Here is a 24,460-nt window from a genome sequence, read left to right on the forward strand (position 1 = left end):
TCGATGAGACCACACGACTCCGACATCGCACCCCCGCCCGGAGTGACCGGTCCGGTGCGACGGCCGACCGTCAGCGGAGGGTGTCCTCGAGCATGGTCGGCCTGCACGCTGTCCGCGACACGACCAGCATGAGGAGCAGCACGACCGTGAGGAACGCCAGCCCGGACGCCAGCCCGGGACCGTCGAACAGCACCCCGAACACGATGGGCCCGAGGCACGCGGCCGTGTACCCGACGCCCTGGGAGAAGCCGGACAGCGCGGCCGAGCCGGCCTGGGTGCGGGTGCGGAGGTTGATCAGGGTCAGGCAGAGCGGGAACGTGCTGGGCCCCACGCCGAGGAGGCAGATCCACAGCCACGGGGCGAGGTCGGGCGCCCAGAGCAGGCCGGCGAAGGCCCCCAGGTAGGACACGACGGAGACGACGACGACGGCGTACGGGTCCTCGAACCGGCCCGCGATGTAGGGGACGGCCAGCGCGGCGACGAGTCCGATCGCCGAGTACACCGCCAGGGCGAGGCCGCCCTCGGCGCGTGTCATGCCGATCGATTCCGCCACGGCCGGGAGCCACGTGAAGAACGCGTACGTGCACAGGGAGTTCGTGCCGAAGAACAGGGCGAGTGCCACGCCGACGGGCGAGCGCCACGGGCGGATGCGGCGGGCCGGTGCGGCCTCGGAGCCGCCTCCCGCGGACACTGCGTCGGGGGCGGGCCGGGGGGCGCCGATGGGTGTGCCCGGGCGCAGGATCTCGACGACCCACGGCACGGCCGCGACGACGGCCAACACCGCCCACCAGCCGATGGAGACCCGCCACCCGGCGGCCTCCTCGACGGGCACGGCCACGAGCGCCGGCACCACGGTGCCGAGCTGCAGGCCGGTGATGTAGGCCATGCTCACGGCGGCCACGTGCCGGGGGAAGTATTTCTTGACCAGGGGTGGGGCCACGACGTTGCCGATACCCATCCCGGCCAGGGCGACGAGCGACCCCGCGCCCATCAGCCACGGGTCGTGCGCGAGGGCGCGGATCACCTGCCCCACCGCGGCGGCGACCATCGCCAGCACGGTGAGCAGTTCGAGGCCCACCCGTCTGAGGACCATCGGCGTGATCACGCCCCAGACCGCGAACATCAGGGTGGGGATCATGCCGAGCAGGCCCATGCCCGCGGTGCCGAGTCCGATCTCGGCGTCGATCACCCCGAGCAGGGGGCTGAGCGAGGTGACGGCGGTGCGCAAGTTGAGCGAGACGAGCACGACGCCGACGAACGCGACGAGTGGGAACGTGACGGCGCCGCGGCGGGATCCGGCCCGCGGGGAGCGGGCGTTCACGCGGCGGTGTCCGCGACGAACTCGCCGACCTGCCGGGCCATGGCCTGGAGCCCGTCCATCGCCGCGGGCTTCGATCCCGGGTGCAGCGCGTGCACCGCGAGTCGGAACACCGCCGCCCGCAGGACCATCTGGGGCCAGTTCTCGAGCTGCCGCCAGCGGGTGAGGACGCCGGCGTCGACCGTGCCCCAGGACAGGTGGTCCACGGCGACGACCGCCGCCGACCACGACGCCGGCCGTGCGTAGGGCACGACGTCAGACAGCGCCGGCTCGGCGGAGGCGTCGAAGAGCAGGCCCCGGGCGAGGTCACCGTGCACCACGCCCGCGCCGGGGACCGTGACCGGGCGCCGGTGCCGGATGAGTCCGGTGGCCCCGAGCAGGGCGGCCGCGCGATGCGTGGCGAAGGGGGTGCCCCGGTCCTCCATCCCGGGCGCCAGATCGTGTTCGGGATCGCCGTCCCAGGCGGCGGCCTCGGCGAACGAGAACAGGTCGGTCTCGGACCACGGTCGCGTGGCGGGCCGACGGACCAGCCGGGGTCGCTCGACCTCGGTGAGGGCGGCGTTGATCCTGGCCGACCACGCGATGGTCTCGTCCGCCCGTGCCTCGGGCCGACCGGACACGGCCCGGTCGGCGCGCCACCCGCTGACGACGTGCCGGCCGTCGCGCGACCGCACCGGCAGCGAGACACGCAGCCCGGTCACGTCGAGCTCCTCCCGCACCCGGGCGGACCAGTTGGCCAGTGCCGTGTCCGCGACGGGGCGCAGCACCACGGCGCCGCCCGGCGCGGGGATCAGCCAGCCCGTGCCGGAACCGGCGACCACGGGGGAGGCCGTGCCGTCCGCCACGCCGAAGGCGCCGCGGACGTGCTCGGGGACGGTCACGTCGTTCACGCCGACCACGGTACCCACCCCGGTCGTCAGTACCCGGGCAGGGACGGGTCCACGTCGCGTGTCCACGCCTCGATGCCGCCCGCGAGCGACCGGACGCCGGGGAAACCGGCGGCGGACAGGGTCGCCGCCGCACGCGCCGACCGGACCCCGGACTTGCAGTACACGACCAGCGGACCGCGCTCGGCCGCCCGGCCGAGGACGCCCGTCGGGTCCCCGGCGACCTCGGCGACCGAGTCCAGCGGCACCCACACCGACGGGTCGATCCTCGCGATCGACCTCTCGCCGGCCCCGCGGACGTCCACGAGCACCGGTGCCACCGCGCCGGGTCCGGACGACCCGGTCGGACCCGACCCGGCCAGCTCCGCCGCGAGGTCGGTCGCGGACACGGTCGGCACCTCCGGCAGCCCTGGATCCGGGACCTCGCAGGAGACGTCCCCGGCGCCGTCCGGCAGCTCGGTGACCGGCTCCCGCGACGGGTCCGGACGGACCCTCACCGTCCGGTTGGTCGACTCGAGCAGGTCCAGGAGGACGAGGCGGCCGAGCAGGGGCCGCCCGGCACCGGTGACGAGCTTGACGGCTTCCATCGCCATCATCGACCCGACCGTGCCGCACAGGGCTCCCACGACCCCGGCCTCGGCGCAGCTGGGCACCGAGCCCGCGGGCGGGGGCGCCGGGTACAGGTCCCGCAGGGTCACCGCCTCGGCCGGTGCGGGCGGGCGGGACCAGAACACGGCCAACTGGGCCCGGAACCGGTCGATCGTCCCCCAGATGAGCGGGATCCCGGCGATCTCGCACGCGTCGGAGACCAGGTACCGGGTCGCGAAGTTGTCGCTGCCGTCGATCACCAGGTGGTGCCCCTCGAGCAGGGAACCGATGTTCAGCGCGTCCAGCCTGGCGTGCACGGCGTCGACCCGGACGCCGGGGGCCAACTCGGCCAGCCGGTCCCGGGCCGAGTCCACCTTCGGCCGGCCGACGGCCCCGACGGAGTGGATCACCTGCCGGTGCAGGTTGCCGAGGTCCACCTCGTCGTCGTCGACGACCGTGATCCGCCCGACGCCGGCCGCGGCGAGGTACATGAGCACCGGCGCGCCCAGGCCACCCGCGCCCACGACGAACACCGACGCGGCGCGCAGGCGCCGCTGCCCCTCGTCGCCGATCGCCCCGAGCAGCAGGTGCCGCGAGTACCGCGCCCGCTCCTCCGCGCTCAGTTCGGGCACCGGGTCCACCAGCGGCGGCAGCGACCGGTCCGCCGACCCACCCGTGGCGCTCATCGCGCCACCGGCGCGCCGTCGGGGAACGGCCACGCGTTGTACCGGCACGTGTCGTCGTTGTCCGGGACCACGCCCTCGGGGTCCAACCGGTGGATCTCGGCGTTGTTCACCCCGAACGTCTGCTGCATCATGATCGGCGCCAGCGCGCCGTCCGCGGGGCACGGCTCGTGCGCCGGGAAGCCGATCGCGTGGCCGACCTCGTGATTGACGAGGTACTGCCGGTAGGAGCCGATGTCCCCCTCGAACGACCGCGCACCCCGCACCCAGCGCGCGAGGTTGAGGTACACGCGCCCCGTCGCCGAGTTGTAGCAGCTCGCCTCGAGCTCGATGTCGTACCCGCAGTTCTCGCGGACGGTCATGGGGCTGGTCAGCGAGACGCGGAACGCGGGCTCGCCGCGGGTGCTGCGCTGGAAGGCGACGGCCCCGTCGGCCGTCCAGCTCTTGGGGTTGGCCAGGGTCGCGTCGATCATCCGGGCGACCGAGTCGTCCCCGCCGAAGTCGACCGTGTCGATCCCGTCCTCGACCTCCACCGTGTAGGTGAACTGCTCCGCCGTCGGCCGCCCGACCGGGTCGGTTCCGCCGGGCACGAGCCGGAACTCCCCACTGGCCGCCTCGACGAACGGGCCGCCCTCGGGCAGCTCGCCGCTCGGCGGCACCTCGCCGGGCGCGGGCGCCCCGACGACCGCCGGTGTCTCCCGGGCCCGCACGGCCCCGTCGGCCGGCTGCTCGTCCGTCGAGACGACGGCGTCCGCGATGACGAGCGCGGTGAGCACCACGAGCACCGGGATGGCGTACGCGCGCCAGCCCCACGTGGCGAAGAACCGCCCGACGGGGGTCTGCCTGGGCAGGTGGTCCCGGGACCCGGGCACCGACCGGCGGCGACCCGGGGTCGACTCCGCCGGGTCCCACGGCGCGCGCAGCGGCTCACCGTGTGGCGGGTAGTACGGTGCCCGCTGACGCGCGCCGGGTTCCGCACCGGCCGGCGTCCGACGACGGCCGTCGCTCATCCGTACACCTCCACGTCCGCTGACGATCGGCCACTGCCGATCACGGTCTCCACGATCCCACATACCGGGTGAGGCGCGTCCCGCCGCACTCCACAGGTGCAGGTATTGTCCGTCTGACCCGGTCGGCTGTCGACTCTCGCCCGGGCGGAGAAGGAGCCACCAGATGACGAGCCCGGACGGACCGGCCCCGGCCGCCCCGGGACGCGCCCGAGCGGCCCGGCTCCCCCGCGGCGCGCGGCGAAGCCAGCTGATCGACGCCGCCGGAACGGTGTTCGTCGAGCAGGGCTTCCACGCCTCCGGGATGGACGACATCGCCGTCCTCGCCGGGGTGTCCAAACCGGTGCTGTACCAGCACTTCGACTCCAAGCGGGACCTGTACATCGAGGTCCTGCGCCACCACGTGGACGCGCTGCTCGGCCGGATCCGGGCCGCGCTCGACTCGACCTCCGACAACCGCCGCCGCGTCGAGGCGGCCGTCGACACGTTCTTCGCCTACGCCGACAACGACACCCGGGGCTTCCGACTGGTCTTCTACTCGGAGTCCGGGGACGAGGACGTCCGCCGCGAACTCGACCGGGCCACCGAGGGGTGCATCGACGCGGTGCACGACCTGGTGCGGGGGGACTCCGGCCTCGACGTGCACCGATCGCGCCTGCTCGCCGTCGGGCTGGTCGGCGCCAGCCGGGTCAGCGCCGGCCACTGGCTCGACGCCGGTCGGCCGATCCCACGCGAGGACGCGGTCTCGACCACGGTCACCCTGTGCTGGGGCGGCCTGTCGAAGATCCCGCGCCACGGCGGTGACCGGCCCGCACCCGAGGCCTGACCCCGAGCCGCGCGCGGCCCGCCCGCCCGGGAGCGCGGACGCTCGGCGGACGGTCGGCGGACGGACGGTCGCCGGCGTCAGGACAAAAAGCCCACCGGTCGCCGGGCGGACTCGCCGATCTCCACATACGCCACCCGGTCGGTCGACACAAGGTAGCGACGGCCCTTCTCGTCCTCGAGCTCGAGGATCCCCTTGGCGTCCGCGGTCAGGGCCGCCTCGACGCGCTTGTGCACGTCGTCGGGCTCCATCCCGGTCTTGAACACGAGCTCACGGTTGCTGTCGGCGATGCCGATCTTGACCTCCACGGTGCCTGCCCTTCTCGTCGTAGGCGCATGTCACGCCGTCATCGATGATGCGTGCGACCCAGGCTAGCCCGAGCCCCGCCCGGGGCGGCGGCACGGGATAGGATGGGCGCACGTGGACCACTCTCCGCGCCCGGCCACACCGGCGTCGGGTACGGCGGGTCCCGTGGAAATGTGCGCGCGCCCCGCTCGCGAGGCCGAACTCCGACGGCCCGACACCATCCGCGCGCGAGACGAGAAAGGCACCGCCCTGTCCACCACAGATGTCACCACAGAAGACGTAGACGGCATGGCCACGACGACCGCGGTCGTCGACGCCCCGTCCTCCGACTCCTCCCCCAGCTTCGCCGAGCTCGGCGTCCGACCCGAGATCGTCACCGCCCTCGCCGAGCGCGGCATCACCCACACGTTCGCCATCCAGGAACTCACCCTGCCGCTCGCCCTGGCCGGCTCGGACCTCATCGGTCAGGCCCGCACCGGGATGGGCAAGACCTACGGGTTCGGCGTGCCGCTCCTGCACCGCATCTCCACCGGCGAGGCGACCCGTGAGCTCGACGGCACGCCCCGCGCGCTGGTGATCGTGCCCACGCGAGAGCTGTGCATCCAGGTCACCCAGGACCTCAAGATCGCCGCCACCGGGCTCACCGCGTCCACCGGCTCGGGCACCCGTCCCCTCAAGGTCCTCGCGATCTACGGCGGCACCCCGTACGAGCAGCAGACCGAGGCCCTCGAGAAGGGCGTCGACGTGGTCGTGGGCACCCCCGGGCGCCTGCTCGACCTGGCCAACCAGTCCAAGCTCGTGCTCGGCAAGGTCGAGGCCCTGGTCCTGGACGAGGCAGACGAGATGCTCGACCTGGGCTTCCTCCCGGACATCGAGAAGCTGCTGCGCATGGTGCCCGAGAAGCGGCAGACCATGCTCTTCTCCGCCACCATGCCCGGGCCGATCATCACCCTGGCCCGCACGTTCCTCACCAAGCCCACGCACATCCGCGCCGAGGCCGCCGACTCCGGCGCGACCCACGAGAACACGACCCAGCACGTCTACCGGGCGCACTCGTTGGACAAGCCCGAGGTCGTGGCGCGCATCCTGCAGGCCGAGGGCCGCGGGGCCACCATGATCTTCTGCCGCACCAAGCGCACCGCCCAGAAGCTCGCCGACGACCTCGCCGAGCGCGGCTTCCGCGTGGGCGCGATCCACGGCGACCTCGGCCAGGGCGCGCGCGAGAAGTCACTCAAGGCGTTCCGCTCCGGTGACGTCGACGTCCTCGTCGCCACCGACGTCGCGGCCCGCGGCATCGACGTCGACGACGTCACCCACGTCATCAACTACCAGTGCCCCGAGGACGAGAAGACCTACGTCCACCGCATCGGCCGCACCGGCCGCGCCGGGCGCACCGGCGTCGCGGTCACGCTCGTCGACTGGGACGACCTGCCCCGGTGGGGACTGATCGACAAGGCCCTCGGGCTGGACTTCGGCGAGCCCGCCGAGACCTACTCCACCTCGCCCCACCTGCGCAGCGACCTCGGCATCCCCGAGAGCGCCGGAGGTCGGATCGGCGCCCCCACCGGCACCGGGTCCGGCCGCCGCACCGAGGTCCGTGGCACGCGCGGGTCCGGCCGCGAGTCGGGCTCCGGATCGCGCCCCGCGCGCCGGCGCACCCGCGGCGGCGGGTCCGGAGAGGACGGGCCCTCGACGCCGGCCCCCGCCACCGATTCCCCCACCGCGTCCGGTGACGCGGACTCCCCCGCCCCCTCGGGGGACGCCCCCGCGCGGCGCCGCCGTCGCCGTCGCCGGCCCTCGTCGTCGTCGCCGGATCAGGCCGGCCGGGACTGACCCGCCCGTCCGCACCACGCAGGTCACACGTGCGCGCATCCGACGACGCCCCCACCGGCCGCCGCCGACCGCGCCGGGGCGTGCCCTCCGAACGCCGCACCCGGCGCGACCTGGTCACCGCGGCGGTCATCACCGTCGTCATGGCGGTGGCGGCCGGGGGCGTCCTCCTCACCGGGAGCGCCGCCCGCTCCGACTTCTCCGCCGCCGGCGCCGGGCAGCCCGTCTACGGACCCGCCACCGCGCCACCCACGTCACTCCGCGCCCTGTGGTCGCACCCGTCGGCGGATCCGGGCGCGCCGCTGACCACCAAGGGCAACCTCGTCACCGTCACCGACGACGGCACGCTCGTCGGTCGGGACGCCGGCTCGGGCGAGCAGACGTGGTCCTATTCCCACGCCGGGCCGCTCTGCGCGGCGACGTTCTACGCCGACATCCTCGCCGCCGCCTTCGACGGCGCGGCCGGGTGCAGCGACGTCACCGCGCTCGACCCGACCACCCAGCAGTACAGCAGCACCCGCCAGAGCGCCTTCCCCGACACCATGCAGCTCACGTCCACCTGGCGGCACGCCCTCGCGTCCAGCCCCGCACGGCTCGAGATCTGGCGCGACGACCTCGTCCGCACGGTCGAGTACGGGGCCGTCGAGGCGCCCCAGGAGGCGGACATGCAACCGCGCACCGGCTGCACCCTCGGGACCGCCGACCTCACCGACGAGCGCTTCGCCGTGGCCGAACGCTGCCCCGGCGACGACTCGGCTCGGCTGACCCTGTCCGAGACGGTGCCCGAGGACAGCCGCAAGCCCGAGGAGATCGCCTCCGACACCACGGGCGCCGACGGGCTGTGGATCATCGACGTCAGCGACGACGGGGTCCTCGCCCTGACTGATCGGGGCGGCGCCTGGGCGGTCGAGTGGTTCACCTCCCCCCGTGACTACGCCCCGGTCCTGCCGCTGCCCGCCGAGCCCGCCGCCAAGCCCGACCCGCGGACCGTGGCCGGCGACGACACGCAGGCGCGCTGGTTCGACGGCACCGCCACACACGCCTTCTCCGCCGTCACCGGCGCGCACTCCTGGACAGCCCCGGCGACCACCGGGCCCGGCCTGACCGGCGGCTGGTCCCCCGACCCCGACGTCGCCACCGCCCGCGACTGGGTCCTGGTGCCCGACGCCGGTGGCTTCCGCGTCCTCGAGCACGACACGGGGGCCGGGCCCCGGCAGGTGCCCGTCACGCCCGGCGAGGGCGCGGGCGGGGAGCCCTCCGGGGGCGGCCCCTCCGCCGGGGGCGGGCCGGACGTGACCGGCCTGTCCCAAATCGGCGACATCCTCTACGAGCACCGGGACGGCGCGGTCCACGCCTACAAGATGCTGGCCTGACGCCGGGCGGGTCAGACGGCGTACCACTCGACCGCGTCGCGCCGGAAGAGCGACACCAGCGCCGTCGCAGACACCACCGCCAGGACGATGCCGGCGAGGTACTGCCCCGACCCCACCCCGACGTACCAGGCGACGAACAGCAGCAGGAGCTCGGCGATCACGACGAGCCCACGGCCCCATCGCCGACCGCGGAGCAACCCGACCCCGGCGGCCAGCAGCCCGCCGCCGAGGATCGCGAACCACACCGCGGTCCCGTAGCCGCTGATGACGACGGTCTCCTCGCGGTGCCCGCCCAACGCCCGGACGAACAACACCACGGCCACGCCGACACCGATCAGTCCCTGGGCCGAGGAGATCCACCCGGCGAGGCGGACCGGCGTGGGGATCGCCGTGCGGGGATCGGCCGGAACACCACGGTCATCTGGTCGTCTCACGTTCACCTCTCCAGACTAAGCGGGCCCCGCCACGCCACCGAAACCACCAGTCGGACCGGGGTCCAATTAGGCCATTACCGCCTCTGGTGTGCGGTTTTCCGACGATTTGACAAGCCGCGTGACGTTTACCACATAGACGCGCAAACGTATTGACTTGTCATGAAATCGTGGGACGATCATTTGTAACAGCGCAGACACACCGTGTTTGCCTCGCCTTAACCGGGAGCCCCTCCGACAGGAGCGAGCCCGCGGAAAGGGTACAGATCCCCCACCACCCGCCGGGTGCCATCGATCACGCACGTCCGCCAGTGGACTCTACATGTCCGCGAGTCGGCGGCGGCTGGTCGTGCTGCCCGGCGCACCCGATCACGGTCTCACATCAAAGGAGTTCCCATGGACTGGCGCCACAAGGCCATCTGCCGCGACGAGGATCCCGAGCTGTTCTTCCCCGTCGGCAATTCCGGGCCCGCCCTCGCGCAGATCGCCGAGGCGAAGATCGTCTGCAACCGCTGCCCCGTCACCGCCGAGTGCCTGTCCTGGGCCCTCGAGTCCGGCCAGGACGCCGGCGTCTGGGGCGGCATGAGCGAGGACGAGCGTCGCGCCCTCAAGCGTCGCCGCGCCCGCACCCGCACCGCCGTCTGACACGGACCACATACGCCGAAGGCCGGCCCCCTCCCCCACGGGAACGGGCCGGCCTTCGGCGTGAGGGCGGGCAGCCCGTCAGTCGATGACCGCGATGAGGTCGCCCGCCTGGATGACGTCCCCCGGCTTCACCGCCACCTCGGTCACGGTGCCGGAGGTCTCACACAGCACCGGGATCTCCATCTTCATCGACTCGAGGAGCACGATCGTGTCGCCCTCGGCGACCTCGGTGCCGACCGCCGCGACGACCTCCATGACGTTCGCGACCATCTCGGCACGGACCTGTTCAGCCATACGGATTATTCCTCTACTTCCTCGAAGGCGGCCCCCGGACACCTCCAATGCAACCACACGGGCCCGCGCATGGAAGACTTGTACACCGACGAAAGGAGGCGACCATGGGCAAGCGTGGCCGCAAGAGGCGGGATCGCCGCAAGAAGAACGCTAACCACGGCAAGCGTCCGAACAGCTGAGTTCAGGAACGCACGAACGACGAAGGGGCGGGCACCGAACAGGTGCCCGCCCCTTCGTCTGTGTCCGGCGCGGCCGTGACGTCGACCGCCCGGCCGGTCTAGGTGAGGTCGCGCCGCTCCACCGTCGTGCGCTGGTGCACCACGGTCGTGCCGTCGACGTCCGTCGTGGTCACCGTCGTACGCCGGATCTCCACCATGAGACGCTCCCGCAGGCCCGACGGCGCCTTCTCGCAACACGAACTCGAGAGCTTGGCCTTGAGACGCCGCTCCGACAGGAACATCTCCCGGCAGTCCGGGCAGCCGGCGAGATGGTGCTCGAGGCGCGAACGGCAAGCGTCGTCGCATTCGAGATCCACGAGCAGTGAGAGGTCGCGCATCGCGGCGCGACAGTCGATCTCGTCGAGGCGCGGATCGTGCTCCTTCATCACTTCGCCCCCTCCTCACGGTCACGGCCGAAGCCGCGCTCGGTGGCCACGTCGCGCAGGAGTTCCCGCAACTGCTTGCGGCCGCGGTGTAGACGCGACATCACGGTCCCCAGGGGGGTGTCCATGATCTCGGCGATCTCCTTGTACGGCAGGTCCTGGACGTCGGCGTAGTAGACCGCCATCCGGAACTCCTCGGGGAGCTCGGCCAGCGCCGCACGGATCTCGTCGTCCGGCAGCAGCTCCATGGCCTCGACCTCCGCCGAACGCAGCCCCGTCGAGGTGTGCTCGGCCGCCGCGGCGAGCTGCCAGTCGGTGATCTCGTCGGTCGGGTACTGCGCGGGCTGCCGCTGCCGCTTGCGGTAGTGGTTGATGTAAGCGTTGGTGAGGATGCGGTGCATCCAGGCCCGGAAGTTGGTCCCCGGCTTGAACGAGTGGAACCCGGCGAACGCCTTGGCGTAGGCCTCCTGCACCAGGTCCTCGGCATCGGCGGGATTCCTGGTCATCCGCAAGGCGGCGCCGTACAGCTGGTCGAGCAGTGGCATGGCCAGCTCCTCGAACTGCTCGGCGCGCTGGTCGGCCTCGTCGGGCTGCAACTCGGTCGGCAACCGGAACTCCTCACCTGTCGATGTCCCGGAGTCTAACCGCACATCCGGGGCGTCGAGGACCGCGGTCCGCATCGCACCCTCCTTCCCGTCCCCGGACCATCCCGGGGCACTCGCCCAGGAACAACGCGGGCCGCCGCACCCGTATTCCGGAGCGTGAGGGAACTACGCTGGTCGACCGTGGGCAGGAAGAGCGGACGCGGTGACGCCGCGACGGGTGGACGCGGTGGTGCACGCGGTGGTGCACGCGGTGGTGCCGCGGCGACCCCCGCGATCGCCGCGCTGCGGGCCGCCGGGGTCGCCCACGAGGTCCACATCTACGACGCGAGCGGCGAGACCGCATACGGCGACGAGGCCGCCCGCGTGATGGGCGAGCGCCTGGGGGTGGATGCCGACCGGGTGTTCAAGACCCTGGTCCTGGCGACAGCGCGTCCGCCGGCGGGTTCCCGCGTCGCGCTGGCGGTGGCGGTGCTGCCGGTGACCTCTTCGCTCGACCTCAAGGCCGCGGCCGCCGCCCTCGGGTGCGGCAGGGCCACGCTCGCGCCGGTCGACGTCGCAGAGAAGACCACCGGCTACGTGGTGGGTGGCGTCTCCCCCATCGGCCAGAAGCGTCCCCTGGCCACGGTGGTCGACGCCTCCGCGCTCGGTCACCGCACGGTCCTGTGCAGCGCCGGGCGGCGCGGCTGGGAGATCGAACTCGACCCCGCGGAGCTGGTCCGGCTCACCGGCGCGGTGACGGCCCCGGTCACGACGTCCCGCTAGAACAACATCCCCTCGGTGGGGTCGACGGGCCGGACGAGCTCCGGCCCCTCGTTGCGGACGTTCGACACCGCCCGGGAGACCGGGCGGATCTCGACGGACTCCGCCCACTCCCCGAGATCCCCGCCCGCGCCGTCGACCAGCGCGCGGGGGTCGCCGATCACGGCGGGATCGAGCCAGTCCGCCACCAGGTCCGGGTGGACGGCCAGCGGCATCCGGTCGTGGACGCGCCGGAGCGGGCCCAGCGCCTCGGTGGTGAGGATCGTGCACGACAACTGGGAGACGGACGGGTCGACCGGGTCGCGCCGCGCCTCCCACAGTCCGGCCATCAACAGGCCGCGGTCGCCCGGCAGGCTCATGAAGTACGGCTGCTTGGGCCCCGCCTTAGCACCCGGGGAGGCGGGGTCACCGGGCACCCACTCGTACCAGCCGTCCATCGGCACCACGCAGTGCCGGCGGGCGACGGCGGCGCGGAACGCCGGCTTGGAGGCCGCGGTCTCCACGCGGGCGTTGAACAGAGTGGGCAGGCGCTGGGACTCCTTGGTCCACGACGGGACCAGCCCCCACCGCATGGCCCGGAGCACCCGTCGCGGGGCGGCGGGGCCGACGGCCTCGTCGAGGCTCTCGCGCGGCACGTCCAGCGTGAGGACCGGGACGGTGGTGGTGGGCGCGATGTTGAACCGCGGCGTCGGCGGCGCGGTGTCCGGGTGAAGGCCGACGGGCGGGGCGGACGCCTCGTCGACCGCGTCCAGTTCCAGCGCGAGCTGCGCCGGGGCGGAAGAGAGCGAGAACCGTCCACACATGCCGACATCCTCGCACCCGAGTCCGCCGGGAGCGCCCGCGATGGGCGACAATGGCCGGGTGAGTCATTGGAGCGCCCCCGTCGCCGCAGCCCCCGTGGACGCCGACGTCGTAGTCCCCGGATCCAAGTCGCTGACCAACCGCGCCCTCCCCCTCGCCGCCCTGGCCGACGGCCCCTCCCGCCTGACCGGCACCCTGCGCAGCCGGGACACCGACCTCATGATCGGCGCCCTGCGGTCCCTGGGCGCCCGGATCGAGGGCCCCGCCGGCGATCTCCGCCCCGACGACACCGACCTGCTCATCACCCCGGGGCCGCTGCGCGGCGGGGAGATCGAGTGCGGGCTGGCCGGGACGGTCATGCGCTTCGTCCCGCCGATCGCCGCTCTCGCCACCGGCCCCTCGACCTTCGACGGCGACCCCGCCGCGAGGATCCGCCCGCAGTCCACGGTGCTCGACGCGCTGCGGGCCCTCGGAGCCGAGATCGACGGCGAGCGCCTGCCCTTCACCGTCTCGGGCGCTGGGTCTCTGCGCGGGGGCCGCGTCGAGATGGACGCCTCGGCCTCCTCGCAGTTCGTCTCCGGCCTCCTGCTCTCGGCCGCCCGCTTCGACGAGGGCGTCGACCTCGTCCACGTGGGGGCCTCGCCCGTCCCGTCCGGACCGCACATCGAGATGACACTGGCGATGCTCCGCGAGTCCGGCGTCACCGTCGAACAGCCGACCCCGTCGTCATGGCGGGTCGCCCCCGGCCCGATCGCGGCCGTCGACCGTGTCGTCGAGCCCGACCTGTCCAACGCCACCCCGTTCCTGGCCGCCGCGGCGGTCACCGGCGGAACCGTCCGCGTCCCGCACTGGCCCGCCACCACGACCCAGCCCGGCGACGCCATCCGCGACATCCTGCGGGCCATGGGCGCGTCCGTGACCCTCGAGATCGCCGACGGTGCGGACCACGGCACCCTCGTCGTCGTCGGCCCCTCCCGCCTCTCCCCCGTCGACCGGGACCTGTCCGCCGTCGGCGAGCTCACCCCCACCGTCGCCGCGCTGTGCGCCCTGGCCGACGGCCCGTCGCGCCTCACGGGGATCGCGCACCTGCGCGGCCACGAGACCGACCGCCTCGCCGCGCTGGCCGCCGAGCTGGGCGCCGTCGGTTGCGGCGTCACCGAGCTCGACGACGGCCTCGAGATCTCCCCCGCGCCCCTGCGCGGCGCCCCGTGGCGCGCCTACGCCGACCACCGCATGGCCACCGCCGGCGCCATCGTCGGACTGGTCGTGCCGGGTGTCGAGGTCGACGACATCGGGTGCACCTCCAAGACCCTGCCCGGCTTCACCACCCTGTGGGCCGACATGCTCGCCGGACGGGGCTGACGGACCGCCATGCCGAGCGGACGGGGCGCGGGCGGCGCACGCGGGTGGGACGAATCCGACGTCCGGATCAGGCCCGGCAAGGGGTCGCGCCCGCGCACCAAGCGCCGGCCCAGCCACGACGACGCGGCCGCCGCGATGGTCGTCGCCGTCGACCGCGGCCGGTGGGGGTGCGTGCTGCTCGACGACGGACCCGGGCACAGCGCCGGCACCCGCGTCGTCGCCATGCGTGCGCGCGAACTGGGCCGCACGCCCGTGGTGGTGGGTGACCGTGTGGGCGTGGTCGGTGACCTGTCCGGCGCGCGCGACACCCTCACCCGCATCGTGCGCGTCGAGGACCGCTCCACCGTGTTGCGTCGCACCGCCGACGACTCCGACCCCTACGAGCGCGTCGTGGTGGCCAACGCCCAACTGCTGCTCATCGTGGTCGCCGTGGCCGACCCGCCGCCCCGCGCCGGCTTCGTCGCCCGCGCGCTCGTGGCCGCCTACACCGGCGGGCTGGAACCGGTCCTGTGCCTGACCAAGGGCGACCTCGACGACCCGTCCGTGTTCGCCGCCGAGTTCGCCGCCCTCGACGTGCCGGTCCTGCGGGTGGGGGTCGACGACGAGCTGGACGATCTCCACGCCGTGATCGACGGCCGGATCTCCGCGATGATCGGGCACTCCGGGGTCGGCAAATCGACGTTGGTCAACCGCCTGGTCCCCGACGCGGACAGAGCGACGGGCGTGGTCTCCGGCGTCGGGAAGGGCCGGCACACGTCCACCCAGTCGGTCGCGCTCGAACTGGCCGCCGGCGGCTGGGTGGTGGACACGCCCGGCATCCGCAGTTTCGGACTGGCACATGTCTCGCCCGACGACGTGGTGGCCGCGTTCTCCGACCTCGACGAGATCGCGGCGGACTGCCCACGCGGGTGCACCCACCAGGGACCGCCGGCCGACCCCGAGTGCGCGTTCGACGCCATCGACGATCCGGCCGTGCACCGACGGGCGATGGCCGTGCGCGAGCTGCTCGGGGCGCTGCAGTCCAACGACCCCTGGGCGCTGGGACTGGACCAGGACTGACGCGCCGCCACGGGCACGCGGGCGCCGGGCGGCGCGGGCCCGCGGCGGGCGCCGGGCGGCGTCAGAGCTTGAGCTCGACGTCCCCCAGCGCGACCGACACGCACGTCTGGATCCGCTCGCCCGGGCCGTGATCGGTGCCGTTGCGCAGGTCCCGCACGTGCCCCTCGTCCAGGCCCACGACGCAGGTCTGGCAGATGCCCATGCGACACCCGAACGGCATCTGCACGCCGACGCTCTCCCCGCCCTCGAGGATCGTCGTGGCCCCGTCGAGTTCGACGGTCTTGCCGGTGGAGCCGTACTTGACCGTCCCGCCCGAGGCGCCCGCGTTGCGGTCCACGGTGAACCTCTCGACGTGCAGGTCGTCGCGCCCCGAGGCCTCGAAGTGCTCGGTCAGTTCGTCGAGCATCGCCGACGGACCGCAGGCCCACGTGGGCCGCTCGGACCAGTCCGGCACCAGCGCCGCCATCTGCTCGGCGTTGATACGGCCCTCCTCGCTGGTCACCCGCAGGTGGAGGGTGTACCCGGGCTGGGTGCGCTCCAACGCGAGCAGCTCGTCGTGGAACAGCGCGTCCTCACGGTCGCGGATGGAGTGGACGTGGACCACGTCGGGGAACCGCTCGTCGGCCGAGCGCCGGTCCAGCGACCGCAGCATGCCCATCACGGGCGTGATGCCCGACCCGGCGGTGACGAACATCAGCTTGTCCGGAGTCGGGGAGGGCAGGTGGAAGTCACCGGCCGGGGCCTGCAACCGGACGATGGTGCCCGGCTCGACGGTGCCGACGATGTGATTGCTCAGCAGGCCCTCCGGCATCGCCTTGACGGTCACCGAGTACTCGCCACGACCGCTCGTGGGCGCCGAGGTCAGCGAGTACGACCGCCACGTCCAACGGCCGTTGAGCAGCACACCGATCCCCAGATACTGGCCCGGGCGGTACTCCGGGGTGGCGCCCCACCCCGGCTTGATGACGAGCGTCACCGCGTCGTCGGCCTCGCGACGCACGGAGACGATCTCGCCGCGCAGCTCCCGCGCGGACCACAGTGGGTAGATGAGCGACGAGTAGTCGTCCATGCGCAGTGGGTGCGTCAGACGGTTGAGGAACCGACGCGCGCCCCGGGGCTCGGGGACCCGCGCGGCCGCCGCCCGCATGATGCGACTGAGCCCGCTCTTCGACTCGGACATTGGTGCCTCCTCGCGTCCGGCCACCCGCGGCCCGGGGATCGGACCGACGCTGCCAGAAGATGAACCTACGGTAGCGTAGGTAAGCCGTCGACGCCCATACCGTCGCCCTCAGAGCAGGGTGAGCAGGAACGGCAGTTCCACGGCGTCGTACCACGCCAGATCCACGTCGAGGGCGTCCCCCACGGTGAGCTCCGCGTCCTCGTCCCCGAGATCGGCCCGATCGACCGCCTCGACGGCGTCTCGCACCAGGTCGACCGCTCCCGCGAGGTCCACGTGCACGGCCGCGATGTCGGCCATCGCGACCGTCCCACCGGTCAGGCGCACGACGGCGGTGTCGAGATCCGGGCGCGGCGTGACCTGCTCATCCGGCACGTCCGCGCTCACCACGACACGCCGGTACGGGTGGGCCTCGTGCGCCGTCCCCGAGTCGAGCTCGCCGCCGAGCAGGCGGAGGGAGGCGCGGGCGGCCTCGAGGAACGCCACGTGCTCGATCTCCTCCATGTCGCCCTCCGCGTACGACTCGATCAGGGCGGGGGTCGCCGCGAACGCGGTCCCGCTCCGCACGGGCATCTCGCCCGCATCCAGCAGGGTCTCGAGCATCGTCAGCGTGGCGGGGATGAACAGTCGCATCGGTGGGCCTTCCTGGGGCGGGTGACGGTTACTGGGGGGGGGCGCCGGTGGATCGGCCGGTTCCGGTCAGCCAGCGGAACCGGCGAGCTCGTCCAGGGCCGACGCGATCAGCTCGCCGATCTCCTCGACGTCCGGGACGGCCTGGCGGTCGGAGGTGAAGCCGCAGTACACGGTGCCGGAGTAACTGCTCATGGACACGGCCAGCGCCTGGCCCTCGAGAAGCGCCGGGACGGGGTAGACCTCGACCAGCTCGCCGTCGCCCCAGAACACCTTGTGCTGCGGACCGGGGGCGTTGGTCACCACCAGGTCGTAGCTCTCCGACGGCAACATGATCGCCGCCCGGGACGCCAGCGCGTGCAAGGTGGGCGGGGCGAACCCGGAGAGCCGGGCCAGGGACTTGGCGCCGACCGCCTCCCGCGGGTACCGCTGGGTCGCGGCCTCGCGGGCGATCTGCGCCAACCGCATCCGGGGATTCGGCTCCCCCACCGGCATACCGATGAGCGCCGAGGCGATCTCCGCGGACGTGACGTCACCCGGCGCCTCGGCGCCGTCGGCCTCGGCGGTCACGGCCATCGGGACGATCGCGCGCAGGCTGTCCGATGTCGACAGTGGATGACCGCAGGACAAGATCCACGACCGCAGCGCCCCGCACAGGACAGCGAGCACCACGTCGTTGACCTTGCAGGAGTGCGCCCGGGCGATCTCCCTCGCCTCGGACAACGGGAACGACGCGAGCCCGACCCTGCTGCCCCGGGGGCGCGCGGTGCGGAACATCTCCGACAGACCCCCGCCGGGACGCAACACGGAGAGCGTGGCAGCCCCCACGAGACCACGAGTCGCGCGCTCCAGCGCGTTCGCCAGGCGTCCCGAACGCCGGACCAACTCCAGGGGGTCGGTCGCGATGGTCATGAGCGCGTCCAGCACCAGCACCCCGTCTCCGGGTGACGGCACGGGCGTCCAGGTGGCGACCTCGTCGACATCCGCGGAGACGCGCTCGTCGGTCATGAGCACCTGCGCCAGATCGACGGCGTTGGGCCCGCCCAGCAGGACGTGGTGGGTCTTGGTGAGGATCGCCAACCGGCCGTCGGGCAGGCCCTCGATGAGGTACAGTTCCCACAGCGGACGATCCGCCTCGAGGGGCCTGTCGACCAATCTGGCCACCAGGTCGGCCAGCTGCCGCATCCCGCCCGGCGCCGGCAGCGCCGACCGGCGGACGTGGAAGCTCAGGTCGAAGTCGGGGTCGTCGACCCAGACCGCCCTGGCCAGGCCGAACGGGACCTGGCGGATCCGCTGCCGGTAGCGGGGCGCGTCGGCCAGCCGCGTGTCGACGAATTCCATGACACGGTCGATGTCCCACGGCTCGTCGCGGGCGACCAGGGCCAACGAACACGAGTGCCGGCTCCGGGAACGCGCGGCGTCCCCGAGGAGCAGGTCCGCGTCCGCGGTGGCCAGCCTGGTCGCCACGGCGTCAGACCGCCTCGTCCAACCCGAGCAGACCGCGGATCTCCACGGCCGCCCGATCGAACACCTGGTAGAACACGCCGATCATGCCGGTCTGCACCGCGCCGAGGATGTTCTCGATCGCGTCGTCGACCATCACGCACTCCCTCGGCTCGAGCTCGAGGCGGCGGGCGGCCTCGAGGAAGGCCTCCGGCTCGGGCTTCTCGACGCCGATCGCGCCGCTGAGCACCACGTGGTCGATCCCGTACTCACGGGCGTCCTCGCGGACGCGGTCGGCGCCCGACCCCTCGGGTTCGTTGCTCAGCACGGCGAGGCGCACATCGTTGGCCCTCGCACCGGTCAGGATCGACCGCCAGTTCTCACGGTCCTCGTCCGTGCCGTCCAGCACGCCGAAGTAGTCGACTATCAGTCCACGCATGGGGACAGCCTAGGCAACACCCGTCCGGTGTGCAGTAGGCGAGGTGGAACCACGGCCGCGATCCGCGGCGTCAAGAGGGTAGAGGACGCGAGACCACCGAGGGTCGAGCGCGAGAGGAGCCCAGCCAGATGACACCGACACCCGTATCCGCACCGACGTCCGGCCGGCCGCCGCCGGCCGCCGTGATCGCCGCCGGAGGCGCCGCGGAGACGCACACGGCGGACGGCCGGATCCGACCCCTGCCGCCGACGGAACCCGAACCGGGTTCGCGGGGACGTGAGCGCGAGCGCGTCGTCCAACGCACCCCGGGAACCGCGCCCGCCCCGGACGAGGAGGTACCCGTGCCTGCACGACGGGCCGCCCACGCGCTCGTCGTCATGGCGCTGGAGGTCGTGGATCGTCGGCGCGCGCCGCAGAACACCCGTGGGGCGTTCCCGCCGCATCTCATGGAGATGCTGCGTTCCCTCGCGCGCACCGGTGTACCCGGACAGCACCTGGGGCCCGCCAGACTCCACCGCCTCCACATCCATGCCGCCGGCGCCGTGGCGACGGACGCGGGGCCGGACGGGGACCCCGGGTCCCGGGACTACGAGGTCTGCGCCACGTACGCGCGCGGACCGCGGCTGTTCGCCGTCGCGGCCCGCATCCGGGTGACACCCACGGGGGCCGGCTGCACGGCCCTGCGGTTGGTGTGAGCGCCCCGGCGCGGTGGCCGGGCGGGACCGATCAGTCCCGGCGACCGCGCGAGGCGGTCCGGGCGGCCCGCTCCCGGCGCTCGGCCCGCTGCTGACGCTCCTGCGAGCGGCGCTCGGCCCGGTTGGCGCTGGCGCCCTCGTCGACCATCTGGGCGTCGCCGCTCTCCGACGGGCCGGAGAACTGCATCTGCTCCTCGCTCACGTCCCGGCCGGTGCCGGCCGCCTGGAGGATGGGATTGCCACCCGCCAGCGCCGCGGCCTGCGCGGCCGACGGGCCGGCCATCGCCGCCTGCTGCCGGCCCGCCTGGACCTTGACGTTGAACAGGAACGCCACGGTCTCCTCGCGCACGCCGTCCATCATCGCCGAGAACATGTCGTAGCCCTCGCGCTGGTACTCGACCAACGGGTCGCGCTGGGCCATCGCCCGCAGACCGATGCCCTCCTTGAGGTAGTCCATCTCGTAGAGGTGCTCGCGCCACTTGCGGTCGAGGACCTGCAACATGACCGACCGCTCGAGCTGGCGCATCGCGCCCTCGCCGCCGATCCCCTCGATCTCGGCCTCGCGCTCGTCGTACCGGGCGAAGACGTCGTCGAGGACGGCGTCCTTGAGGTTCTTGGCGGACAGATCGCCGGGAGAGCCGTACTCGTCCCCGTCGATGATCTCCTGCGCGGTGATCGACACGGGGTACAGCTGCCGCAGCGCGTCCCACAGCTTCTCCAGGTCCCAGTCCTCGACGTACCCCTCGGCGGTGGCGCCGTCGACGTAGGCGCTGACCACCTGGTAGATCATCGACTCGACCTGGTCGGTGATGTCCTCGCCCTCGAGGATGCGCTTGCGCTCACGGTAGATGACCGTGCGCTGCTGGTTCATCACCTCGTCGTACTTGAGCACGTCCTTGCGGATCTCGAAGTTCTGCGACTCGACCTGCGTCTGAGCGTTCTTCACGGCGCGCGAGACCATGCCGGCCTCGATGGGCACGTCGTCGGGCAGGCTCAGCCTGTTCATGATCGCCTCGACGGCCGCGCCGTTGAAGCGCCTCATGAGCTCGTCACCCAGCGACAGGTAGAAGCGGGACTCCCCCGGGTCGCCCTGGCGGCCGGAACGACCGCGCAGCTGGTTGTCGATGCGGCGCGAGTCGTGCCGCTCGGTGCCCAGGACGTAGAGGCCACCGGCCTCGCGGACCCGCTCGCCCTCCTCCTTGGTGAGCTTGCGCATCCGCTCGATCTCGGCGTCCCACGCGGCCTCGTACTCCTCCGGGGTGGTCACCGGGTCGAGACCGCGCTCGCGGAGGTTGAGGTCTGCGATGATGTCGGGGTTACCGCCCAGCACGATGTCGGTACCGCGGCCGGCCATGTTGGTGGCGACCGTGACCGCGCCGGGCCGGCCGGCCTGGGCGATGATCTGGGCCTCCTGGGCGTGGAACTTCGCGTTGAGCACGTGGTGCTTGATGCCCTTGCGGGTGAGCAGCCGGGACAGGTGTTCACTGCGCTCGACGGAGGCGGTGCCCACGAGCACCGGCTGCTTCTTCTCGACCCGCTCGGCGATGTCCTCGACCACTGCGGCGAACTTGGCCTCCTCGGTCTTGTAGATGAGGTCGGGCTGGTCCGCGCGGGCCATGGGGCGGTTGGTCGGAATGGGCATGACCTCAAGCTTGTAGATCTGGTACAGCTCGGCCGCCTCCGTCTCGGCGGTGCCGGTCATGCCGGCCAGCTTCTCGTAGAGCCGGAAGTAGTTCTGGAGCGTGATGGTGGCCAGGGTCTGGTTCTCGGCCTTGATCTCCACGCGCTCCTTGGCCTCGATGGCCTGGTGCATGCCCTCGTTGTAGCGGCGACCGTCGAGGACGCGCCCGGTGAACTCGTCGACGATGATGACGTCGCCGTCGCGGACGATGTAGTCCTTGTCCTTGGTGAACAGCTCCTTGGCCTTGATGGAGTTGTTCAGGTAACTCACCAGCGGCGAGTTGGCGGCCTCGTAGAGGTTGTCGATGCCCAGCTGGTCCTCGACGAATTCCACGCCCTGCTCGGTGACGCCGATGGTCCGCTTCTTGCGGTCCACCTCGTAGTGGGTGCCCTCCTCCAACAGCGGGGCGATGCGCGCGAACTCGGCGTACCACTTGCTGGAACCGTCGGCGGGACCGGAGATGATGAGCGGGGTCCGCGCCTCGTCGATGAGGATGGAGTCGACCTCGTCGACGATCGCGTAGTTGTGGCCGCGCTGGACGAGCTGGGCGGTGTCGTGCGCCATGTTGTCGCGCAGGTAGTCGAACCCGAACTCGTTGTTCGTGCCGTAGGTGATGTCGGCGTGGTAGGCCTCGCGCCGCTGGTCGGGCGTCATGCCGCTGAGGATGGCGCCCACGGACAGGCCCAGGAAGCGGTGGACGCGGCCCATCCACTCGGCGTCGCGCTTCGCGAGGTAGTCGTTGACCGTCACCACGTGCACACCCTTGTCGGACAGGGCGTTGAGGTAAGCGGGCAGCACACAGGTCAGGGTCTTGCCCTCGCCGGTCTTCATCTCGGCGACGGACCCGGTGTGCAGCACGATGGCGCCGATGATCTGCACCTTGTACGGCTTCTGCCCGAGGACGCGGTACGCGGCCTCGCGCGCCACGGCGAACGCCTCGGGCAGCAGGTCGTCCAGCGTCTCCCCCTCGGCCACCCGACGTTTGAACTCCCCGGTCTTCGCCCGGAGCTCGTCGTCGGTCAACTTCTCCGTGTCGGCGGAGAGCGAGTCCACGTAGTCGGCGAGAGCGGTGTACTTCTTGAGCTTTCGCCCCTCGCCGGCCCGCAGCAGCTTGGAAAGAATGGACACAGTCTCGAACGTCCTCGTGGTCGGGGAAGTGGTCGTGGTATCTGCGACCTGCGTGGTGGCACGCGGGCCCGGGTTCATCCTAGGTGCTTCGGGCCGTCCTGACACGCCGAGGGCGGTCCGGTCGAGTGGGACCGGACCGCCCTCGGCGGGTGCGGGTGGAGGCCGTCAGCCCTCGTCGCTCAGGGTGATGAGCCCGTAGTCGAACGCGTGCCGGCGGTAGACGACGGTGGCGCGTCCGGTCTCCGCGTCGCGGAACAGGTAGAAGTCGTGACCCACGAGTTCCATCTTCTCGAGCGCCTCGTCGACCGACATCGGCGTGCCGTCGTGCTCCTTGCGACGCACGATCTGCCCGGGCATCGAGGCGTCGACCCCGTCGTCGTATTCCACGCCGTCGAGCTGCTGGTCCAGCGCGTCGACCGGGGCGGCGTCGGCGGCCAGCTCGGCGGTCGCCTCGGCGACCGACTGCGGCCGCCGGTGCCCGGAGTGGCTGATCTTGCGACGGGTGCGGGCCTTGCGCATCTGCCGCTCGAGCTTGGCCACGGCCGACTCGAGAGCCGCGTAGAAGGTGTCCTCGGCCGCCTCGGCCCGGGCCACTCCCGGCTTGCCCTTGACGGTGATCTCCACGCGCTGGCTCACCTTGGCCAGCCTCGGGTTGTTCTCGTGCAACAGGATCACGTCGAACCGCTGGATCAACGGCGCCATCTTCTCGACCTTCGCCAGCTTGGTGTTGATCCGGCTCGCGAAATGGTCGGGGACCTCGACGTTCCGGCCGCGGATGGTGACCTGGGCCTCGGGGGTGCCGGGATCGTCGGTCTCGGGACCGTCGAAGGTGGCGGGGTCGAGCAGGACTGCGGGGGTCTTCGCCATCGAAGCTCCTCCTCATCGGGCCTGCGGCGGACCGCTGCGACCGGTCCGGTAACCGCCCGGAATCCCGGCCGAAGGGTCCACCCACATGGCTGAGTGGACACTCTGCGGACACGGCCCACCGGAGCCGACAGGCGGCGAATGTGCTGGTGAACCCGTCCGAAGCCCACTCTACCCGCTCCCGCTGACGCCGCACCCGAGACGGCGAAGCTCACCTCGGTCCGCACGCGACGGCGCTCGCTCAGGCGGCGGTGACGGCCAGGACAGCGGTCACCGGCAGGCCTCCCGCCGCGAGGACCGCCACGCACTCGGCGGCCGTGGCGCCGGTGGTCACCACGTCGTCGACGAACAGGACCGTGGCCGGGGTCGCCAGCAGGGCGGCCACCGTGTCCGGCGCCCCGGGGGAGGCGCGCAGCACCGTCCCGGCGGGGCGTCGGCGGATGCGCCCGGAGAGGTTGTCGGCGCGGGCCCGCGCACCGAGGCCGGAGGCGTCACGCACTCGTCCGCGGACCTCGAGCAGCGGCGCCACGACCACCGGGCCGGTCGGTAGCGAGCCGGCGAGGTCGGCGGCCAGGACGTCCACGATGTCACGGACGTGGTCGAACCCGCGCCGTCGGCGGGCCCGCGCCGACGCCGGGGCCGGCACGAGGACGGTGGGACGCTCCCCCGCCTCGGCGATCTCCCCCGCCTCGCGCAGGCGGTCGATCGCCGCGGCGAGGGCGGTGCCGAACGGGCGCGCGAGGTCGGATCTGCCGCGGTCTTTGTAGGCGGACACGGCGCGTGCGGGCGGGCCGGCGTGCCGGGCCAGCGCCCAGGCGGGGACGCGGAGGTCGGCGCGGGTCCGTACGACGAGCGGTGGTCCGGCCAGGGTCGCGGCGCACCCCGGGCACCACCGGTGGCGGGCGCGTCCGCAGCCGGCGCACTCGAGCGGCACGAACAGGTCGGCCAGGGCGGCGGCCCAGGTGTCGGTGCCGCGCCGGCGAGGCGTGGCGCGTCCGGAGGGCGGCGCGCCCTCGTCCCCGGCGGTCACC

General features: G+C 72.7%; 26 protein-coding genes. 9 read left to right on the forward strand and 17 right to left on the reverse strand.

Annotation, left to right across the window (positions count from 1 at the left end):
- Nucleotides 1-70: 70 nt before the first annotated feature.
- Genes DCI01S_RS03800 through DCI01S_RS03815 form a run of 4 tightly spaced genes read right to left on the reverse strand, consistent with a single transcriptional unit; the run spans nucleotide 71 to nucleotide 4,486 of the window.
- A complete protein-coding gene (locus DCI01S_RS03800) occupies nucleotides 71-1,321 on the reverse strand; it encodes an MFS transporter (RefSeq protein ID WP_061228028.1) in 1,251 nt (416 codons plus the stop codon).
- Nucleotides 1,318-2,208: a TIGR02569 family protein gene (locus DCI01S_RS03805; protein WP_070723093.1), complete on the reverse strand. Its 891-nt coding sequence runs from the start codon at nucleotides 2,206-2,208 to the stop codon at nucleotides 1,318-1,320. The genes DCI01S_RS03800 and DCI01S_RS03805 overlap by 4 nt, the downstream gene beginning before the upstream one ends.
- A 26-nt stretch (nucleotides 2,209-2,234) precedes the next feature.
- The gene (locus tag DCI01S_RS03810; RefSeq protein WP_061228092.1) at nucleotides 2,235-3,479 is read right to left on the reverse strand and encodes a ThiF family adenylyltransferase; all 1,245 of its coding nucleotides are present in this window, start codon (nucleotides 3,477-3,479) and stop codon (nucleotides 2,235-2,237) included.
- Entirely contained in the window at nucleotides 3,476-4,486 is a 1,011-nt protein-coding gene (locus DCI01S_RS03815; protein ID WP_082767630.1) for a DUF3152 domain-containing protein, read from the reverse strand. The genes DCI01S_RS03810 and DCI01S_RS03815 overlap by 4 nt, the downstream gene beginning before the upstream one ends.
- A gap of 163 nt (nucleotides 4,487-4,649) precedes the next feature.
- Between DCI01S_RS03815 and DCI01S_RS03820 the strand changes: the two genes are divergently transcribed.
- Entirely contained in the window at nucleotides 4,650-5,309 is a 660-nt protein-coding gene (locus DCI01S_RS03820) for a TetR/AcrR family transcriptional regulator (RefSeq protein ID WP_061228030.1), read from the forward strand.
- A gap of 77 nt (nucleotides 5,310-5,386) precedes the next feature.
- On the opposite strand, the gene DCI01S_RS03825 is transcribed toward DCI01S_RS03820, so the two are convergent.
- Nucleotides 5,387-5,614 (reverse strand): DUF3107 domain-containing protein, encoded by a 228-nt coding sequence (locus tag DCI01S_RS03825; RefSeq protein ID WP_061228031.1) that lies wholly within the window; start codon nucleotides 5,612-5,614, stop codon nucleotides 5,387-5,389.
- A 217-nt stretch (nucleotides 5,615-5,831) separates the two neighbouring features.
- Here DCI01S_RS03825 and DCI01S_RS03830 point away from each other — a divergent pair, with 217 nt between their 5' ends.
- Both DCI01S_RS03830 and DCI01S_RS03835 read left to right on the forward strand, forming a co-directional pair.
- On the forward strand, nucleotides 5,832-7,445 hold the full coding sequence (locus tag DCI01S_RS03830; protein ID WP_061228094.1) for a DEAD/DEAH box helicase: 1,614 nt from the start codon (nucleotides 5,832-5,834) through the stop codon (nucleotides 7,443-7,445).
- Between the two features lie 29 nt (nucleotides 7,446-7,474).
- Nucleotides 7,475-8,815, forward strand: a complete 1,341-nt coding sequence (locus tag DCI01S_RS03835) for an Rv3212 family protein (protein ID WP_061228032.1) — start codon at nucleotides 7,475-7,477, stop codon at nucleotides 8,813-8,815.
- 11 nt (nucleotides 8,816-8,826) lie between these two features.
- Here the strand turns inward: DCI01S_RS03835 and DCI01S_RS03840 are convergent, their stop codons facing one another.
- Nucleotides 8,827-9,255: a hypothetical protein gene (locus tag DCI01S_RS03840; RefSeq protein WP_109149117.1), complete on the reverse strand. Its 429-nt coding sequence runs from the start codon at nucleotides 9,253-9,255 to the stop codon at nucleotides 8,827-8,829.
- Between the two features lie 387 nt (nucleotides 9,256-9,642).
- Between DCI01S_RS03840 and DCI01S_RS03845 the strand changes: the two genes are divergently transcribed.
- A complete protein-coding gene (locus tag DCI01S_RS03845; protein WP_007630625.1) occupies nucleotides 9,643-9,891 on the forward strand; it encodes a WhiB family transcriptional regulator in 249 nt (82 codons plus the stop codon).
- Between the two features lie 78 nt (nucleotides 9,892-9,969).
- Here the strand turns inward: DCI01S_RS03845 and DCI01S_RS03850 are convergent, their stop codons facing one another.
- Nucleotides 9,970-10,185 carry a biotin/lipoyl-binding carrier protein gene (locus tag DCI01S_RS03850; protein WP_061228033.1) on the reverse strand — a complete coding sequence of 72 codons (216 nt, stop codon included), beginning with the start codon at nucleotides 10,183-10,185 and terminating at the stop codon, nucleotides 9,970-9,972.
- 104 nt (nucleotides 10,186-10,289) lie between these two features.
- Between DCI01S_RS03850 and DCI01S_RS18245 the strand changes: the two genes are divergently transcribed.
- Nucleotides 10,290-10,364, forward strand: coding sequence for a 50S ribosomal protein bL37 (locus tag DCI01S_RS18245; protein ID WP_370650909.1), 75 nt, complete (start codon nucleotides 10,290-10,292; stop codon nucleotides 10,362-10,364).
- 98 nt (nucleotides 10,365-10,462) lie between these two features.
- On the opposite strand, the gene DCI01S_RS03855 is transcribed toward DCI01S_RS18245, so the two are convergent.
- Together DCI01S_RS03855 and DCI01S_RS03860 are read right to left on the reverse strand one after the other, a co-directional pair.
- Complete coding sequence (locus tag DCI01S_RS03855; RefSeq protein ID WP_061228034.1) at nucleotides 10,463-10,789, reverse strand: zf-HC2 domain-containing protein; 327 nt, start codon at nucleotides 10,787-10,789, stop codon at nucleotides 10,463-10,465.
- Entirely contained in the window at nucleotides 10,789-11,466 is a 678-nt protein-coding gene (locus tag DCI01S_RS03860; RefSeq protein WP_061228035.1) for a sigma-70 family RNA polymerase sigma factor, read from the reverse strand. Before DCI01S_RS03860 ends, DCI01S_RS03855 begins: the two co-directional genes overlap by 1 nt.
- A gap of 105 nt (nucleotides 11,467-11,571) precedes the next feature.
- Between DCI01S_RS03860 and DCI01S_RS03865 the strand changes: the two genes are divergently transcribed.
- The gene (locus DCI01S_RS03865) at nucleotides 11,572-12,153 is read left to right on the forward strand and encodes an aminoacyl-tRNA deacylase (RefSeq protein ID WP_244881639.1); all 582 of its coding nucleotides are present in this window, start codon (nucleotides 11,572-11,574) and stop codon (nucleotides 12,151-12,153) included.
- On the opposite strand, the gene DCI01S_RS03870 is transcribed toward DCI01S_RS03865, so the two are convergent.
- On the reverse strand, nucleotides 12,150-12,953 hold the full coding sequence (locus DCI01S_RS03870) for an SOS response-associated peptidase (RefSeq protein ID WP_061228036.1): 804 nt from the start codon (nucleotides 12,951-12,953) through the stop codon (nucleotides 12,150-12,152). The genes DCI01S_RS03865 and DCI01S_RS03870 overlap by 4 nt on opposite strands.
- A 40-nt stretch (nucleotides 12,954-12,993) precedes the next feature.
- On the opposite strand from DCI01S_RS03870, the gene aroA reads away from it, so the two are divergent.
- Together aroA and rsgA are read left to right on the forward strand one after the other, a co-directional pair.
- Nucleotides 12,994-14,313 carry a 3-phosphoshikimate 1-carboxyvinyltransferase gene (gene aroA / locus DCI01S_RS03875; RefSeq protein ID WP_061228037.1) on the forward strand — a complete coding sequence of 440 codons (1,320 nt, stop codon included), beginning with the start codon at nucleotides 12,994-12,996 and terminating at the stop codon, nucleotides 14,311-14,313.
- Nucleotides 14,314-14,322: 9 nt separating this feature from the next.
- The gene (rsgA, locus tag DCI01S_RS03880; RefSeq protein ID WP_061228038.1) at nucleotides 14,323-15,372 is read left to right on the forward strand and encodes a ribosome small subunit-dependent GTPase A; all 1,050 of its coding nucleotides are present in this window, start codon (nucleotides 14,323-14,325) and stop codon (nucleotides 15,370-15,372) included.
- Between the two features lie 61 nt (nucleotides 15,373-15,433).
- Here rsgA and DCI01S_RS03885 read toward each other — a convergent pair whose 3' ends face one another.
- From DCI01S_RS03885 to DCI01S_RS03900, 4 genes are all read right to left on the reverse strand, one after another.
- The gene (locus DCI01S_RS03885; RefSeq protein ID WP_007630253.1) at nucleotides 15,434-16,552 is read right to left on the reverse strand and encodes a ferredoxin reductase; all 1,119 of its coding nucleotides are present in this window, start codon (nucleotides 16,550-16,552) and stop codon (nucleotides 15,434-15,436) included.
- 108 nt (nucleotides 16,553-16,660) lie between these two features.
- Nucleotides 16,661-17,182, reverse strand: a complete 522-nt coding sequence (locus DCI01S_RS03890; RefSeq protein WP_007630255.1) for a DUF6912 family protein — start codon at nucleotides 17,180-17,182, stop codon at nucleotides 16,661-16,663.
- Nucleotides 17,183-17,248: 66 nt separating this feature from the next.
- Entirely contained in the window at nucleotides 17,249-18,646 is a 1,398-nt protein-coding gene (locus tag DCI01S_RS03895) for a wax ester/triacylglycerol synthase family O-acyltransferase (RefSeq protein ID WP_007630257.1), read from the reverse strand.
- 4 nt (nucleotides 18,647-18,650) lie between these two features.
- Entirely contained in the window at nucleotides 18,651-19,061 is a 411-nt protein-coding gene (locus DCI01S_RS03900; RefSeq protein ID WP_061228039.1) for an HAD family hydrolase, read from the reverse strand.
- A gap of 128 nt (nucleotides 19,062-19,189) precedes the next feature.
- Here DCI01S_RS03900 and DCI01S_RS03905 point away from each other — a divergent pair, with 128 nt between their 5' ends.
- Nucleotides 19,190-19,756: an Rv3235 family protein gene (locus DCI01S_RS03905; RefSeq protein ID WP_232303065.1), complete on the forward strand. Its 567-nt coding sequence runs from the start codon at nucleotides 19,190-19,192 to the stop codon at nucleotides 19,754-19,756.
- A 31-nt stretch (nucleotides 19,757-19,787) separates the two neighbouring features.
- Here DCI01S_RS03905 and secA read toward each other — a convergent pair whose 3' ends face one another.
- The 3 genes from secA to DCI01S_RS17115 form a co-directional block, all read right to left on the reverse strand.
- Entirely contained in the window at nucleotides 19,788-22,565 is a 2,778-nt protein-coding gene (gene secA / locus DCI01S_RS03910) for a preprotein translocase subunit SecA (RefSeq protein WP_061228040.1), read from the reverse strand.
- A gap of 165 nt (nucleotides 22,566-22,730) precedes the next feature.
- On the reverse strand, nucleotides 22,731-23,432 hold the full coding sequence (gene hpf / locus DCI01S_RS03915; RefSeq protein ID WP_007628525.1) for a ribosome hibernation-promoting factor, HPF/YfiA family: 702 nt from the start codon (nucleotides 23,430-23,432) through the stop codon (nucleotides 22,731-22,733).
- Nucleotides 23,433-23,670: 238 nt separating this feature from the next.
- Nucleotides 23,671-24,459 carry a ComF family protein gene (locus DCI01S_RS17115; RefSeq protein ID WP_232303066.1) on the reverse strand — a complete coding sequence of 263 codons (789 nt, stop codon included), beginning with the start codon at nucleotides 24,457-24,459 and terminating at the stop codon, nucleotides 23,671-23,673.
- Nucleotide 24,460: the final 1 nt, after the last annotated feature.

It is taken from the genome of Dietzia cinnamea NBRC 102147, assembly GCF_001571065.1.
GTDB lineage: Bacteria > Actinomycetota > Actinomycetes > Mycobacteriales > Mycobacteriaceae > Dietzia > Dietzia cinnamea.

Excerpts from the sequence above, each read along its gene's own strand:
- DCI01S_RS03810 (WP_061228092.1), bottom strand. The coding sequence starts at position 3,479 with ATGAGCGCCACGGGTGGGTCGGCGGACCGGTCGCTGCCGCCGCTGGTG.
- DCI01S_RS03815 (WP_082767630.1), bottom strand. The coding sequence starts at position 4,486 with ATGAGCGACGGCCGTCGTCGGACGCCGGCCGGTGCGGAACCCGGCGCG.
- DCI01S_RS03820 (WP_061228030.1), top strand. The coding sequence starts at position 4,650 with ATGACGAGCCCGGACGGACCGGCCCCGGCCGCCCCGGGACGCGCCCGA.
- DCI01S_RS03845 (WP_007630625.1), top strand. The coding sequence starts at position 9,643 with ATGGACTGGCGCCACAAGGCCATCTGCCGCGACGAGGATCCCGAGCTG.
- DCI01S_RS03850 (WP_061228033.1), bottom strand. The coding sequence starts at position 10,185 with ATGGCTGAACAGGTCCGTGCCGAGATGGTCGCGAACGTCATGGAGGTC.
- DCI01S_RS03855 (WP_061228034.1), bottom strand. The coding sequence starts at position 10,789 with ATGAAGGAGCACGATCCGCGCCTCGACGAGATCGACTGTCGCGCCGCG.
- DCI01S_RS03860 (WP_061228035.1), bottom strand. The coding sequence starts at position 11,466 with ATGCGGACCGCGGTCCTCGACGCCCCGGATGTGCGGTTAGACTCCGGG.
- DCI01S_RS03870 (WP_061228036.1), bottom strand. The coding sequence starts at position 12,953 with ATGTGTGGACGGTTCTCGCTCTCTTCCGCCCCGGCGCAGCTCGCGCTG.
- aroA (WP_061228037.1), top strand. The coding sequence starts at position 12,994 with ATGGGCGACAATGGCCGGGTGAGTCATTGGAGCGCCCCCGTCGCCGCA.
- rsgA (WP_061228038.1), top strand. The coding sequence starts at position 14,323 with ATGCCGAGCGGACGGGGCGCGGGCGGCGCACGCGGGTGGGACGAATCC.
- DCI01S_RS03885 (WP_007630253.1), bottom strand. The coding sequence starts at position 16,552 with ATGTCCGAGTCGAAGAGCGGGCTCAGTCGCATCATGCGGGCGGCGGCC.
- DCI01S_RS03890 (WP_007630255.1), bottom strand. The coding sequence starts at position 17,182 with ATGCGACTGTTCATCCCCGCCACGCTGACGATGCTCGAGACCCTGCTG.
- DCI01S_RS03900 (WP_061228039.1), bottom strand. The coding sequence starts at position 19,061 with ATGCGTGGACTGATAGTCGACTACTTCGGCGTGCTGGACGGCACGGAC.
- DCI01S_RS03905 (WP_232303065.1), top strand. The coding sequence starts at position 19,190 with ATGACACCGACACCCGTATCCGCACCGACGTCCGGCCGGCCGCCGCCG.
- hpf (WP_007628525.1), bottom strand. The coding sequence starts at position 23,432 with ATGGCGAAGACCCCCGCAGTCCTGCTCGACCCCGCCACCTTCGACGGT.